Annotated in this window: 16 protein-coding genes; 9 read left to right on the top strand and 7 right to left on the bottom strand. The window is 71.8% G+C overall.

Annotation, left to right across the window (positions count from 1 at the left end):
- The first annotated feature begins 6 nt into the window (after positions 1–6).
- The 3 genes from ACIA5C_RS03730 (at position 7) to ACIA5C_RS03720 (ending at position 2,248) form a co-directional block, all read left to right on the top strand.
- A complete protein-coding gene (locus tag ACIA5C_RS03730; RefSeq protein WP_396050879.1) occupies positions 7–972 on the top strand; it encodes a MurR/RpiR family transcriptional regulator in 966 nt (321 codons plus the stop codon).
- A gap of 135 nt (positions 973–1,107) precedes the next feature.
- On the top strand, positions 1,108–1,449 hold the full coding sequence (locus ACIA5C_RS03725; protein ID WP_396052009.1) for a methyltransferase family protein: 342 nt from the start codon (positions 1,108–1,110) through the stop codon (positions 1,447–1,449).
- 16 nt (positions 1,450–1,465) lie between these two features.
- Positions 1,466–2,248 carry an SDR family NAD(P)-dependent oxidoreductase gene (locus ACIA5C_RS03720; protein WP_396050877.1) on the top strand — a complete coding sequence of 261 codons (783 nt, stop codon included), beginning with the start codon at positions 1,466–1,468 and terminating at the stop codon, positions 2,246–2,248.
- 134 nt (positions 2,249–2,382) lie between these two features.
- Here ACIA5C_RS03720 and ACIA5C_RS03715 read toward each other — a convergent pair whose 3' ends face one another.
- The 4 genes from ACIA5C_RS03715 to ACIA5C_RS03700 form a co-directional block, all read right to left on the bottom strand.
- A complete protein-coding gene (locus ACIA5C_RS03715; protein ID WP_396050875.1) occupies positions 2,383–2,544 on the bottom strand; it encodes a hypothetical protein in 162 nt (53 codons plus the stop codon).
- A gap of 75 nt (positions 2,545–2,619) precedes the next feature.
- On the bottom strand, positions 2,620–2,949 hold the full coding sequence (locus ACIA5C_RS03710; RefSeq protein ID WP_396050873.1) for a hypothetical protein: 330 nt from the start codon (positions 2,947–2,949) through the stop codon (positions 2,620–2,622).
- A complete protein-coding gene (locus tag ACIA5C_RS03705; protein WP_396050871.1) occupies positions 2,946–3,335 on the bottom strand; it encodes a cupin domain-containing protein in 390 nt (129 codons plus the stop codon). Before ACIA5C_RS03705 ends, ACIA5C_RS03710 begins: the two co-directional genes overlap by 4 nt.
- A gap of 32 nt (positions 3,336–3,367) precedes the next feature.
- A complete protein-coding gene (locus tag ACIA5C_RS03700; protein ID WP_396050869.1) occupies positions 3,368–4,663 on the bottom strand; it encodes a winged helix-turn-helix domain-containing protein in 1,296 nt (431 codons plus the stop codon).
- Positions 4,664–4,755: 92 nt separating this feature from the next.
- Here ACIA5C_RS03700 and ACIA5C_RS03695 point away from each other — a divergent pair, with 92 nt between their 5' ends.
- From ACIA5C_RS03695 to ACIA5C_RS03685, 3 genes are read left to right on the top strand one after another with little or no spacing between them, the layout of a single operon-like run.
- Positions 4,756–6,015: an extracellular solute-binding protein gene (locus ACIA5C_RS03695; protein ID WP_396050867.1), complete on the top strand. Its 1,260-nt coding sequence runs from the start codon at positions 4,756–4,758 to the stop codon at positions 6,013–6,015.
- Positions 6,008–6,880, top strand: coding sequence for a carbohydrate ABC transporter permease (locus ACIA5C_RS03690; RefSeq protein ID WP_396050865.1), 873 nt, complete (start codon positions 6,008–6,010; stop codon positions 6,878–6,880). The genes ACIA5C_RS03695 and ACIA5C_RS03690 overlap by 8 nt, the downstream gene beginning before the upstream one ends.
- Positions 6,877–7,707: a carbohydrate ABC transporter permease gene (locus ACIA5C_RS03685; RefSeq protein WP_396050863.1), complete on the top strand. Its 831-nt coding sequence runs from the start codon at positions 6,877–6,879 to the stop codon at positions 7,705–7,707. Before ACIA5C_RS03690 ends, ACIA5C_RS03685 begins: the two co-directional genes overlap by 4 nt.
- On the opposite strand, the gene ACIA5C_RS03680 is transcribed toward ACIA5C_RS03685, so the two are convergent.
- Complete coding sequence (locus tag ACIA5C_RS03680; protein WP_396050861.1) at positions 7,697–8,314, bottom strand: TetR/AcrR family transcriptional regulator; 618 nt, start codon at positions 8,312–8,314, stop codon at positions 7,697–7,699. The two genes, ACIA5C_RS03685 and ACIA5C_RS03680, sit on opposite strands and share 11 nt — an antisense overlap.
- A gap of 91 nt (positions 8,315–8,405) precedes the next feature.
- On the opposite strand from ACIA5C_RS03680, the gene ACIA5C_RS03675 reads away from it, so the two are divergent.
- Both ACIA5C_RS03675 and ACIA5C_RS03670 read left to right on the top strand, forming a co-directional pair.
- Positions 8,406–9,821, top strand: a complete 1,416-nt coding sequence (locus ACIA5C_RS03675) for a DHA2 family efflux MFS transporter permease subunit (RefSeq protein ID WP_396050859.1) — start codon at positions 8,406–8,408, stop codon at positions 9,819–9,821.
- A gap of 98 nt (positions 9,822–9,919) precedes the next feature.
- Positions 9,920–11,254 carry a PLP-dependent aminotransferase family protein gene (locus tag ACIA5C_RS03670; protein WP_396050856.1) on the top strand — a complete coding sequence of 445 codons (1,335 nt, stop codon included), beginning with the start codon at positions 9,920–9,922 and terminating at the stop codon, positions 11,252–11,254.
- Here ACIA5C_RS03670 and ACIA5C_RS03665 read toward each other — a convergent pair whose 3' ends face one another.
- A complete protein-coding gene (locus tag ACIA5C_RS03665) occupies positions 11,255–11,803 on the bottom strand; it encodes a hypothetical protein (RefSeq protein ID WP_396050854.1) in 549 nt (182 codons plus the stop codon).
- A gap of 113 nt (positions 11,804–11,916) precedes the next feature.
- On the opposite strand from ACIA5C_RS03665, the gene ACIA5C_RS03660 reads away from it, so the two are divergent.
- Positions 11,917–12,462, top strand: a complete 546-nt coding sequence (locus ACIA5C_RS03660) for a YbhB/YbcL family Raf kinase inhibitor-like protein (protein ID WP_396050851.1) — start codon at positions 11,917–11,919, stop codon at positions 12,460–12,462.
- A gap of 3 nt (positions 12,463–12,465) precedes the next feature.
- On the opposite strand, the gene ACIA5C_RS03655 is transcribed toward ACIA5C_RS03660, so the two are convergent.
- Positions 12,466–13,107, bottom strand: coding sequence for a TetR/AcrR family transcriptional regulator (locus ACIA5C_RS03655; RefSeq protein ID WP_396050849.1), 642 nt, complete (start codon positions 13,105–13,107; stop codon positions 12,466–12,468).
- Positions 13,108–13,197 lie beyond the last annotated feature (90 nt).

Genomic DNA, 13,197 nt, shown 5'->3' with positions numbered 1-13,197 from the left:
ACTGCCATGGCACGCACCCGCGCTGTTCCCTCGCCCGCCTCTTCGTCGACGGCCGCTTCTTCCTCGCCGACGGGACATTCGTCCGAGTCGACGGCGGTGCACATCCGCGCGCTGCTGCCGAGCCTGCAGCCGTCGATGCGGCGGGTGGCCGATCACGTCCTGGCCGACACCAGCGCCACCGCGACCCTCACGGTCACCGAGCTGGCGGCCGCCTCCGGCGTCTCCGAGGCGACGGTCATCCGGTTCTGCAAGGCGATCGGCTTCGCCGGCTACCCCCAGCTGCGGCTCGCGCTGGCCGCCGAGGCCGGGCGCGCCCAGGGCGCCGACCGCAGCGGACGCGTCATCGACACCGACATCCAGCCCGGCGACGACCTCGCCCGCGTCGTCGAGAAGATCGCCTTCGCCGATGCCCGCGCGGTCGAGGAGACCGGCGCCCAGCTCGACGTCGTCGTCCTCGAACGCGTCGTCGAGGCCCTGACCCGCGCCCAGCGCGTCGACCTGTACGGCGTCGGCGCGAGCGCCTTCGTGGCCCTCGACTTCCAGCAGAAACTCCACCGCATCGGCCGCGTCGCCTTCGCCTGGCCGGACACCCACGTGGCGCTGACCAGCGCCGCCCTGCTGCGCCCGGGCGACGTGGCGATCGGCATCTCGCACACCGGCACGACCATCGACACCATCGACGCGCTGACCGAGGCGCGGGCCCACGGCGCGCTCACGGTCGCCCTGACCAACTTCCCGCGCTCGCCGATCGCCCAGGCGGCCGAGCACGTGCTGACCACGGCCGCCCGCGAGACCACCTTCCGGTCCGGCGCCACCGCGAGCCGCCTGGCCCAGCTGACGGTCGTCGACTGCCTCTTCGTCGGGGTGGCCCAGCGGACGTACGGCCAGACGGTGGCCGCTCTGGAGGCGACCCGGAGCGCCGTCGGCAGCCGCCACACCCCCTACAAGAACGGTATTCAGCGACCCAGCTGACGGCTTCCCCCGACCCGGCGCCGCCTCGCCCGCCCAGCAGGCGCGGCGGGCCCGAGATGACCGTGCTCGGCACCGGATTCCAGGCGACCGTTCCGTCCGCCGCGCGGGTGACCCGGCCGGCCGGCCGCTACCGGCATCGCCGTCGCCTGGCTCGGCCTGGCCCTGCGTATCTGGGCGATCGCCGTGCTCGGCCGCTCGTTCCGGACGACCGTCGAGGTCGACGCCGGGCAACAGGTGGTGACCGGCGGACCCTACCGATTGGTGCGGCACCCCTCGTACACCGGCATCCTGCCGATCGCGGCCGGGCTTGGCCTGGCCGGCGGCACCGGGCCCGGCCTGGCGGTCTGTCTCGTGCTGCCGCCCGTCGCGATGCTGCTGCGCATCCGCGTCGAGGAGGCGGCCCTGAGCCGTGTGCTCGGCGAGCCGTACCGACCCTACCGCCGCCGCACCAAGCGGCTGATCCCCGGCCTCTGGTGAGGAGGAGGATGGGGTCATGCGACTGGACCTCACCTCCAAGACCGCGCTCGTCACCGGGTCGACGCAGGGCATCGGCCGGGCGATCGCCCGCGGTCTCGCCTCCGCCGGGGCGCGGGTCGGGGTCAACGGCCGGTCCGCGGCCTCGGTCTCGGAAGCGCTGAAGGAGATGGGCGACGGCGACTTCGTAGCGGTGCCGGCCGACGTGGCGACCGCGGAGGGCGCCGAGGCGGTGCTCGAACGGCTGCCCGCCGTCGACATCCTCGTCAACAACCTCGGCATCTTCGGCGCTCAGCCCGCACTGGAGATCACCGACGACGACTGGCGGCGCTACTTCGAGGTGAACGTGCTGGCGGCGGTGCGACTGACGCGGGCCTACCTGCCCGGCATGCGCGACCGCGGCTGGGGCCGCATCCAGTACATCGCCAGCGACTCGGCCGTGGTCACCCCGGCCGAGATGATCCATTACGGGATGACGAAGACGGCGCTGCTCGCCGTCTCGCGCGGCTTCGCCAAGGAGGCGGCCGGGTCGGGAGTCACGGTCAACAGCGTGATCGCCGGGCCGACGCACACCGGCGGCGTGGAAGATTTCGTACGCTCGCTGGTCGGTGACGACCTGCCGTGGAACGAGGCGCAGCGCGAGTTCATGGTCAAGCACCGCCCGCAATCCTTGCTGCAGCGTCTGATCGAGCCGGAAGAGATCGCCAACATGGTGGTCTACCTGGCCTCCCCGCTCGCCTCGGCAACCACCGGCGGCGCCGTCCGCGTCGACGGCGGCTACGTCGACGCGATCCTGCCCTGACCCAGCCGCAACGACGGTGAGGCCGAGCGGTGGAGGCGTAATTCCTCCTCCGACAGACCTGGCGGAGCGCGACGATCGGGCGGAAGGAGACGGTGAGCTCGGCCTCCTCGAGGTCGGTAGCGAGCGCGTCCGCTTCAGGCCTGCCTGCCACCGCCGCGCTTCTGGTCGTACATCGCCGGCTCGGCCCGGCGCAGCGGGACGTCGGCCGAGTCGACGTCCGCGCCGTCGCCCGGTTGCGGGAACGCCTTGGGCCGCCGGCCAGAAACAGTACGGGGGTGGCCGTGAGTGATCGGCATTTGCCGAATCCCCCGATGTGCTCGTAGTTCAGGCTCGAGTACATCGGGGGTGGGTTGCGGTTGCCAGTGCGGGGCTTACTCCCCGAACGCTCCGGCTTCCCCGTCGTCGACGACGATGTCGGTGCGGATGAGGACGGCCAGTTCGGTGGCCGAGAGAACCTCGCCGCCGGGTGCCAGGGCGTCCAGCAGGTCCGGCAGCAGCTGGCGGAGTTGCCGGGCTACCTCGGCCGGCTCGGATTCGACGTCGGCCGCCACGCCGCCCACGACGTCGTCGCTCAGCATGACCTGGCCGCCGGTGGTCGCCAGCCCGTGCAGGCCACCGGGGTAGCTGTGGCCGAGGGCAACGATCACTTCCCGGATCTCCGGGTCGTCGAGCAGCACGGCCAGCTGGTAGGTCCCGCTCATTTGACCCGCCGATCCTGGCGCGCGGCCAGTTCATCCTCGTCGACCAGCACGAGCATCGGCTGGCCGGGCCGGCAGAGCATGGTCACGGTGAAGCGCAACGTGGTGTCGTCGCGCGCGTTGCCGTCGGAGTAGTGGATGACGTCGCCGCCCGGTTCCCAGAACGCCTCGCCGGCCTTGACCACGCGCGGCGCCTCGCCCTCGAGTTCGAGTTCGAAGAGCATCTCGCCCTCCAGCACGTAGCCGAAGGCGGGCCCGGGGTGCCGGTGCGGCGGGCTGCCCGGGTCGCCGGGCGGGAACTCCACGACGATCGTCATCGCGTGCGCCCCGGCCGGAATGAACGGAGGCTCGGCCTCCTGAACCACGGTGACCGCCGTTTGCCACGACATGAGCTGACCTCCCTGATCGATGGGTTCGTCAGCTAAGACCGGGCAGGCGGGTCGGATGTGACGGATTCCAGGGCCGGGGTGATGGCGAGGCGGTAGAGGCGGGTGGGACGGCCTTTGCGGCTCACCTGGGTGCTGCCTTCGCGGACGATCAGCCGGGCCTCGTCGAGTTTGCGGATCAGCCGGCGGCCGCTCGGGTCGGTGATGCCGAGCGTGCGGGCCAGGTCGCTGGGGGAGAGGGGCTTGCCGGCCAGGGTGCGCTCGACCGCGGCGAGGCGGGACAGGGTGGCCGGGCTCAGGCCGACCCGGCCGGCCAGCGCCTCCAGGCCGCCGTGCTCGCGATAGGTGTAGGTCAGCGGTGTCCCGGAGGCGCCCATCGGCCCGATGGTCATGCCGCTGTCGGTGAACAGGTAGGCGCCCGGCTGCGCGTCCTGCCCGGCGCGGGTCGCGGCGCGTTCGGCCAGGGTGACGCTCTGCCGGGCGGTGCCCCCGATGCCGAAGCCGGCCACGACGCGTACGCCCAGGCCGGTGCGGGCCTCGGCGAGCACCGGCAGGGTGACCCACTGGTGGGTGGCGGCCTCGAAGAGGGCCGCCGGGGCGAAGACCAGCAGTTCCTGACGACCGCGGGGGTCGATCCAGGCGTCCGCGAACTCGGGCGTGTTGACCAGCAGGTGCTGCAGGCCGACCAGCGCGCGGTCGACGTCGGTGCCGTCGAGCGCGAAGATGCCGGCCGCGAAGCGCTGGGCGTTGGCCCGCCGGTGCTGGGCTCGCAGGGCAAGTTCGTGCAGGTCGGCGCGGATCGTGCCGGGGGTGGCCAGGGCGTGCAGCACGGCGGTCTGCCCGGAGAGGGCGGCGGCGACCGAGGTTCGCACGCTGATGACGTACGGCGAGCCGCTGTGCTGCCGGTGGAATGCCACCACGTCGTCGACCGTCTGGTCCGGGTCGAACGGCAGGGTGGCGATCCCGGTGGGGTCGAGGCCGAGCGCCCGGGCGACCTCGTCCACGGTCGCCTGGTCGAAGGTGTCGATGCTGACCGGCGTCGCCGGCCAGCCGTTGCGGAGCGCCTTCGCCCAGGCCAGGGCCAGGTCCAGAGCGGCCGACCGGGTGACCGCGACCGGCAGGTCGGCCGGGATCAGGTCGCGGGAGCGGGCGTACGGCACGAGCCCGAGCAGCAGCCCGTCGAGTCGGTCGTCGAGCAGCCCGGCGACCCGGGAGCTGATCTCGTCCTCGTGTTCGTAAATCGCCCAAGTGAAATCGACGCCGGTGAGCGTGCGCGCCGCCTCGGCGAAGCGTTCCCGGTGGTCGGCGTGCAGAACGAGACCGATGTGCATTCTCCGGAGCCTAGGGGCTTGACGCGGATCAATGCAGTGCCCACTCTGGACGAACCCCACTTCAGCGAACTACTTACGAACCAGGTGCGCTTATGAAGCTTTGTCTCGCGGCCGCCGCCGGCCTGGCCCTGACCATGGCCGCCTGCGCTCCGTCCACCTCGTCCCCGCAGTCGGCGCCGTCCGGCGGCGGCGCGAAGACCGGCACCCTCAAGGTCTGGCTGTTCGACGAGCCCAACCGGGCCCCCAAGGAGAAGGTCGTCAAAGAGGCGATCGCCGAGTTCACCGCCGCACACCCCGGCGCCAAGGTCGACCTGCAGTACCTCGCGGTGGAGACCCGGGCCGAACGGTTCAAGGGCGCCTTCAACGACCCGGCCAGCGCCCCCGACGTCGTCGAGTACGGCAACACCGACCTGCCCGAGTACGCCGCCGCGGGCGGCCTGGCCGACGTCGGCCCGGTGGTCTCGACGTGGTCCGAGGGCGCGGGCCTGACCGCCGACGCCAAGGCGACCGTGACCTATCAGGGCACGCTGCTCGGCGTCCCGTGGTACCTCGGCGTGCGGGCGCTCTACTACCGCACCGACGTCTTCGGCTCCTTGAACTTGAAGCCGCCGACCAGCATCGCCGAGCTGACCAGCGACGCGCGCACGATCCACAGCCGGAAGCCGGATCTCTTCGGCATCGCGGTCGGCGGGCAGTACACATACGCAGCGATGCCGTTCGTCTGGGACGCCGGCGGCGACATCACGTCGATCGACTCGGCGCAGTCGCGGGCCGGTCTGAAGGCGTACACCGACCTGATCGCGCCGGACAACTGCCCGCCGCAGAACTGCGCCGACCTGACCGGCGGCAAGACCGTCGACCTGTTCGCCAGTGGCAAGGCGGCGATGGGCATCCTCGGCAACTTCAACCGGGCCGCGGTCGACGCCGGCGCGGCCAGGGGCAGGTACGCCGTCGTGCCGCTCCCGGGCCGCAAGCCGGGCTCGATCGCGCCCGCCTTCGCCGGTGGCAACAACCTCGGCATCATGAAGAACAGTCAGCGCCCGGCCCTGGCCGCCGACTTCCTGACCCTGCTGGCCGGTCGGAAATATCAGGCCGCGATGTACGACGCGATGGGCAACCTGCCGACGCTGAAGACCGCCGGGGACGCGGTCGCGGCCAGGGACCCGTTCCTCAAGCCGTTCCTCGACACCATCGCCGCGGGCACCCGGTTCGTGCCGCTCAACCCGGGGTGGGGCAAGGTGGACGCGGGTGCCGTGCTGCCCGACATGATCGAGAAGGTGGCGACCGGCCGGGCGACGGTCGATCAGGCGACCTCCGAGGCCGCGAAGCAGATCAAGGCAGATCTTGGCTAGACGGACGCCCTTCTGGCTGTTGCTCCCGGCACTGGTCGTGCTGGGAGCGCTGTTCGCTTATCCGATGTACCAGCTGGGACTGCTGTCCGTACTGGACTTCCGGCAGGCCCAGGTCAGCGGCGGGCAGCCCACCCACTTCGTCGGCTTCGCCAACTACTCGGCGCTGCTCGGGGACAGCCAGTTCTGGTCGGTGCTGCTGGCCACCGTGCTCTTCGCCGCCGCCTGCGTGGTGGCCACGATGGCCGTCGGGGCCGGCCTCGCGGTACTGCTCACCCGGGTGAGCCGGCTGCCGCGGCTGCTGCTCTCGCTGGCCGCCATGGCCGCCTGGGCGGTGCCCGCAATCTCCGGCTCGACCGTGTGGGCGTTCCTGTTCGACACCGATCTCGGCCTGGTCAACCAGATCCTCGGCCTCGACGGCCACAACTGGTTCTACCACCGCTGGCCGGCCTTCGCGCTGGTCGGGGCGGTCGTGGTCTGGCACTCGTTCCCGTTCGTCATGGTCACGCTCTACGCGGGCATCGAGGCCATCCCGAAGTCGATTCTCGAGGCCGCCTCGATCGACGGCGCCGGCACCTGGCGCGCGTTCTGGCGGATCATGGTGCCGGCGTTGCGCCCGGTCCTGATGATCGTGGTCATCCAGTCGATCATCTGGGACTTCAAGGTCTTCACCCAGGTCTACGTGATGACCCGCGGCGGTGGCCTGGCCGGGCAGAACCTCACCCTCAACGTCTGGGCCTATCAGCAGGCCTTCGCCAGCAGCGAGTACGGTCTCGGTGCCGCGATCGGCGTCGTCATGACCGTGATCCTGCTCGTGGTCACGCTGTTCTACCTGCGCGCTCTGCGTAGATCGGGGGAGCCGCTGTGAAGGTGGCCAGGAACGCCGTCGCGGTTCTGATCGCCCTCGTGGTGATCTTCCCGATCTTCTGGATGGTACTGGTCGCGGTCAAACCCGCGGGCGAGATCCAGTCGCTTCACCAGCGCCCCTGGACCGTACGCCCGTCCCTGGCCGCGTTCCGGCGAGTGCTGACGGTCGACGACTTCGGCCGGTACTTCCTCAACAGTGTTCTGGTCGCCCTGGTCGTCGTCGTGCTCTCGGGGCTGCTCGCCTTCCTGGCCGCGGTCGCGGTGACCCGCTTCCGGTTCCGCTTCCGCACCACGATGCTGATCCTGTTCCTGGTCGCCCAGATGATGCCGGTCGAGGCGCTGACGATCCCGCTCTTCTTCCTGGTGCGTGATCTCGGCGGGGCGGTGCCGGGGCTGGGGCTCAACACGCTCGGCTCGCTCATGGTCGTACACACCGGCTTCACGCTGCCGTTCGCGATCTGGATGCTGCGCGGCTTCGTCGCGGCGGTGCCCGAGGAACTGGACGAGGCGGCCCAGCTGGACGGGGCGAGCCGCTTCACCGTCCTCTGGCGCATCCTGTTCCCGCTGGTCGCTCCGGGCCTGGCGGCGACCAGCGTGTTCAGCTTCATCGCGGCCTGGAACGACTTCCTGTTCGCCCGTACGTTCATCATCAGCGCGACCGGCAATCAGACCCTGCCCATGGCCCTGCTGGTCTTCTTCAAGCCGGACGAGAACGACTGGGGCGGCATCATGGCCGCCTCGACGCTGATGACGATCCCCGTGCTGATCTTCTTCCTGCTGGTCCGCCGACGCCTGGTGGCCGGACTGGGCGGAGCGGTCAAGGACTGACATCCATCGGAGCATCCGGCGGGCCGGCCAGGGCGAGCACCAGGGGCAGGAAGACGTCGTCCAGGATGTCGGCCAGAAGCTGCTCGATCTCGGCCTCGGCGGCGTCCTGTCCCCAGCGATGGGCGTTGCGCAGTCCCTCGTAGCGCAGCAGGTCGGCCGGCAGGCTGACGACGCGCGGCGGAAGGTCGGCGTGGGCCAGTTCGCCGCGCGCGACCGCGTTCTGCAGGATCGCGCGGATCACTCCGGGCAGCACGGTGCCGAAGCCGGTGTCGGAGTCGGGCGCCTCGGCGAGCAGGCCGTAGAACAGGTCGGGGCGGTATTGCCGGCCTCGGTCGGCCATCCGGCGCAGCACGCTCAGCAGGTCCCCGCGCAGCGAGCCGGTCTGCGGCACCTCGGAGACCAGTGGGCCGAGGGTGTGCCGGATCGCCGCGATCGCCAGGTGCGCCCGGTCCGGCCAGCGGCGATAGATGACCTGCTTGCCGGTCCGGGCGCGCGCGGCGACGCCCTCCATGGTCAGCCGGGGGTAGCCGTTCTCCATGATCTCGGCCCAGGCGGCATCGAGGATCGTCGCCTCCAGCTCCTCGCCCCGGCGTCGGGTGCCTGCCACGTCACAACCTTCCAGGAGACGTTGCGTCTCTTAACGTCCGAGCCTAGCATTCGGACTTAGAGACGGATCGTCTCTTACGAAGGGAAGAGTCATGACCGAACGCCGCGAACCAAGCCTGCTGGTACTCGCCCTCGTCCTGGTGCTCGGGCTGGTGGCGCCACTACTCGACAGCACGATCGTCAACGTCGCCATCCCCACGCTGCGGCACGACCTCGGCGCCTCGGTCGCCACCATCCAGTGGGTCAGCACGGCCTACCTGCTCGCGGTGGCGCTGGCCATTCCGGTAACCGGGTGGGCCTCCCAGCGCTACGGGCCCCGCCGCATCTGGCTGATCGCTCTCGCCCTCTTCCTGGCCGGCTCGGTCCTGTCCGGCCTCGCCTGGAACATCGAGTCGCTGATCGCGTTCCGGGCGCTGCAGGGCGCCGGCGCCGGGCTGCTCATCCCGATCATGCAGACGCTGCTGTTCGGCACGGCCTCCGGCCGGCCCACCGGCAACACGATGGCGCTGGTCAGCCTGCCCGCGCTGCTCGGGCCGGTGCTCGGCCCGGTGATCGGCGGCCTGATCGTCAACCACCTCGACTGGCGCTGGATCTTCTACGTGAACCCGCCGATCTGCCTGCTCGCCATCGTGCTGGCCATCCGTTACCTGCCCCGCGACACCGGCCGCCCCGGCGCCCGGCTCGACATCACCGGCCTGCTGCTGCTCTCGCCCGGTCTGGCCGCCCTGATCTACGGACTGAGCGAACTCGGCGACCGCGGCGGCTTCGGCCACCCGATCGTGCTGGTGCCGCTGGCCGGCGGGGCGCTGCTGGTGGTGGCGTTCGTGGCGTACGCGCTGCGGGCGGCGAACCCGCTGGTCGACCTGCGCCTGTTCCGGATCGGCTCGTTCTCGGCCGTCGGCAGCCTGATGTTCCTGTCCGGGCTCGCCTCGTTCGGCGCGCTGCTCCTGCTGCCGCTCTACTACCAGCAGCTGCGGGGCGAGAGCGTGCTGACCGCCGGTCTGCTGATGGCGCCGCAGGGCATCGGCATCGGGCTGTCGCGGCTGGCCGGCGGCCTGCTCGACCGCTGGGGCATCCGCGTGGTCGTGCTGGTCTCGACGCTGCTGCTGATCGTGGGCACGCTGCCGTTCGCGTTCGCCGGGCTGCACACCAGCCAGTGGATGCTCGCGCTGGCGCTGGTCCTGCGCGGGGCCGGCCTCGGGGCGATCCTGATGGCGGTGCTGTTCGGGGCGTACGACGGGCTGCCCCGGGAGTTGATCCCGCACGCCAGCACCGCGACCCGGATCCTGCAGCAACTGGGCGGCTCGTTCGGCACGGCCCTGCTCGCGGTGGCCCTGCAGCGGGGCCTGTCCACCCACCCGGCCGACCCGGCGACCGCCTTCGACCACGCCTTCTGGTGGGCGCTCGCCCTCACCCTCCCGGCGCTGGCCGCGGTGGCCTTCCTGCCCCGCCGCAATGCCGCGGCGCCTGCCGCCGACGAACCTTCGATGACCGACGCCGCCGCGTGAGGCGGGTATCCGGACGGCAGGCCCGCCGTCCGGATCCCCCGTCCCGCCTCATGTTTCGACGGTACGGCTCAGGCGTACCGGCGTTAGGATCCACTTCGATGCGGGAATCCGGGGCCACTTCGCTCGACCTGCTCCTCGACCTGCCCGCCCGCGGTCCCCGGCGGGCCGGCCTGGAAGACGCGTTACGGGCCGCGGTCAGCGGCGGGCGGCTGGCCGAGGGGAGCCGGCTGCCGTCGTCGCGGTCGCTGGCGGCCCAGCTCGGGTTGTCGCGCAACACGGTCGCCGACGCCTACGCGCAGTTGGTCGCCGAGGGGTGGCTGGTGGCCCGGCACGGATCGGCCACGCGGGTCGCCGCGCACGGACGCGCGCCTTCGGTGTCGTCGGCCGGGTCGGTGCCGGCCAAGCCCGCGTACGACCTCACCTCGGGCGTCCCCGACGTGAGCGCCTTCCCGCGCACGGCCTGGCTGCGGGCCGCCCGGCAGGCGCTGGCCACCGCGCCGAACGACACCCTCGACTACCCGGACCCGCTCGGCTCGCCGGCTCTGCGGACGGAGCTCTCGGCGTACCTCGGACGCGTGCGCGGCGTGCGCGCCGCGCCCGGCCACATCGTGGTCTGCACCGGCACCACCCAGGCGTTCTTTCTGCTCGCCAAGGCGCTCGGCGGAGGCGAGATGGCGGTCGAGTCGCACGGCCTGCGCTATCAGCGGCGGGTGCTGGAGGAAGGCGGGGGCAAGCTCGTGCCGCTGGCGGTCGACGAGGACGGCGCGGACGTGTCGGCGCTCGGCCTCCAGAAGGGCGTCGTGCTGACCGCCGCCCACCAGTTCCCGCTCGGTGGTGCGTTGTCCCCGGCCCGGCGCGCCGAGGCGCTCGCCTGGGCCCGGCGCACCGGCGGCGTGGTGATCGAGGACGACTACGACGGCGAGTTCCGGTACGACCGGCGGCCGGTCGGTGCCCTGCAGGGGCTCGACCCGGAGCGGGTCGCCTACGTCGGGACGGTCAGCAAGACCCTCGCGCCGGGGCTCCGTCTCGGCTGGATCGCCGCGCCACCCGGCCTGCTGCGCGGGGTGGTGCGGGCCAAGGCGCTCAGCGGCGGCGGCGCGGGCGTGCTCGACCAGCTCACGCTGGCCGCGTTCATGCGTGGCGGCGGGTACGACCGGCACATCCGCCGGTCCCGTCTGCGTTATCGGCGGCGGCGGGACGCGCTGGTGGCCGCCCTCGACGGCCGCGCCTCGGTCACCGGCATCTCGGCCGGGTTGCACGCGCTGGTGCCGGTCGACGACGAGGACGCGGTCATCGAGCGAGGGGCGCGGGCCGGGCTGGCCCTGCACGGGCTGGGGACCTTCGGCACCCCGGGCGGACTGGTCGTCGGCTACGCACGGCCGCCGGACCACGCGTACGCGGGAGCCCTGCGCGCCTTGCGCGCCCTGCTCTGATCAACCGCCGGGGCAGACATCCTTGCTGCCGCTGTGCATGACGCAGGCCGGTCCCGCCGATCCCGGAGGGGTCGCGTGCTCACCGCCCGCGTGACGCCGGGCCAGCGCGTAGATCGGCAGGCCCATGATGAGCGCAATGATCACGAACACGCCGGCCTGCACGAACCGACGCCGGACCGCCGAGCTGACGAAGCCGACGATCGGCACGCCGATGAGCACGGCGACGACCAGGAGGTACGCGTTGGCCCTGACATGACCGTCCTCGAGCACGACGCTCGGGTCGATCAGCCGCAACGGCCCGACGACCAGCACCGCCCCGATCGCGGCGGCCGCGCCGGTCCGCAGATCCCGCAGACCGCGCCACCACGGCACCGCCCACAGCAGCAGCCAGCCGCCGACGAAGAGCCGTGCGTGCAGCACCAGGGTCGAGTCGGCCGTCTGCTCGGCCGTCGTCGAGGTGGAGGACGCGGCGACCAGGATGCTCATGCTGATCGCGAGGGCCGGCGCGACCACGAGCGTCACCAGCGGCGTCACCAGCCAGCCACGCATATCCCGGCTTCGATCCGTTCCCGTCACGGTCCGGGAGCTTAGCGGCGCGGTGAACCGGTCGCCGCCCCGCGGTGTAATGATCGGTTGCGAGAGCTTCGGAGAGGACTGAGTTAATGAGCTACGGCAACGATCCGTTCGCCGGCCTGCCGCCGGCGGCGAGCTTCACCGTGACCAGCACGTCGGTCAACCATGGGGACGCGTTCTCGCCCGCGCAGATGTCGGGTGCCTTCGGGGTGCCCGGCGGCGAGGACCGCTCGCCCCAGCTGAGCTGGTCGGGCGCGCCCGAGGGCACGCAGAGCTACGCCGTCACCATCTACGACCCGGACGCGCCGACCCAGTCCGGGTTCTGGCACTGGTCGGTCGCGAACATCCCGGCCGACGTCACCTCGCTGCCCGAGGGTGCGGGCGACGACGACGGCGCCGGCCTGCCCAAGGGGGCCTATCAGCTGCGCAACGACGGTGGGGGCGCGCGCTTCATCGGTGCCGCTCCGCCGGCCGGTCACGGCCCGCACCGCTACTTCGTCACCGTGCACGCGCTCGACGTGGCCGACCTCGGGGTGCCGGCCGACGCGTCGCCCGCGTTCTTCAACTTCAACATCGCCTCGCACATCCTGGGCCGGGCGACCCTGGTGGCCACCGCCGAGATTCCAGCGGCCTGACGTTCAGGGAGCGCCCCGGTCCGAGACCGGGGCGCTCAGCAGGCCCACGATCGCGTCGACCAGGTGGGCTTCGACCGACCGCCACTCGTCCCCGCTGGTCAGTGTGCGCTCGCGCTCGGCGCAGGTGTGCACGATCAGCGCGCGGACCATGTCGTGGCGCTCGGCGCGGATGTCGTCCGGCATCTCCGGCAGGCCGGCGCTGATGCCGGCCGCGGCCGCCTGGATGGCCGGGGAGTGGAGCGCCTCGGCGGTCATGATGTCGCGCAGCGCCGGGTCGGTCATCAGCTGGGCCGCGAACCTCGCGTACCAGCTCGGGGTGCCGAGCGCGGCCAGATGATCGGTGAGCGGCCGGACCGTCACGACCACCCAGTCGCGCAGTGCGGTGCTGCCCTCGTGCTCGGCCAGCAGCCGGTCCCGGATCTGGTCGATGTGCCGGGTGTGGCCCGCCGTGATCGCCCGGATCAGGTCGGTCTTCGTGCCGAAGTGGTAGCCGACGGCAGTGTTGTTGCCCTGCCCGGCGGCCTCGCCGATCTGGCGGTTGGAGACCGCGAACACCCCTCGCTCGGCGAACAGCCGTTCGGCCACCGTCAGGATTCTTTCCCGGGTGGTCTCGGCCCGCGAAGTGCGCAGGTTAATCGCCGCCACGCGGACATTCTTGCTGGTCAGGGCACGCTTGTCTAAGTCAGTCAGCTGACTTAGTCTGAGGCGGTCGCTGACAAAGCGGCGGAAACATGG

Source organism: Actinoplanes sp. NPDC051343, assembly GCF_044455125.1.
Classification (GTDB): Bacteria; Actinomycetota; Actinomycetes; order Mycobacteriales; family Micromonosporaceae; genus Actinoplanes.
The sequence above is the reverse complement of the archived record's forward strand: the minus strand, read 5'-3'. Positions and strand labels throughout refer to the sequence as shown.